This window comes from Pantoea sp. SIMBA_079 (assembly GCF_046940275.1).
Classification (GTDB): domain Bacteria; phylum Pseudomonadota; class Gammaproteobacteria; order Enterobacterales; family Enterobacteriaceae; genus Pantoea; species Pantoea borealis.
In genome coordinates this window covers 1-242 of sequence record NZ_JAWRYR010000819.1, presented here as the reverse complement: position 1 = coordinate 242, position 242 = coordinate 1, and the positions used below count along the sequence as shown (strand labels likewise).

The 242-nt window shown below is 44.2% G+C and carries 1 protein-coding gene; it reads right to left on the bottom strand.

Annotation, left to right across the window (positions count from 1 at the left end; genetic code table 11):
• On the bottom strand, positions 1 to 242 hold a 242-nt coding region (locus tag SB719_RS22235), incomplete at both ends, for a reverse transcriptase domain-containing protein (RefSeq protein WP_412160045.1).

Genomic DNA, 242 nt, shown 5'->3' with positions numbered 1-242 from the left:
AGTTTTCCATGATTCACGTTATCGAAGAATCCCTTGATGTCTATGTCAATACACTGATATAGCCCGACTCTATTGATAAGAAACATCATCCTTGATAGTGCGTGGTGCGTACTTCTGTTGCTTCTAAAGCCATAGCTGTGATTGTAAAATTTAGCCTCCATGATGGGGTCTAACACTTGCCGGATACATCGCTGGAATACACTGTCCCAAACTGTCGGGACTCCGAGAGGTCTTTTGCCTCC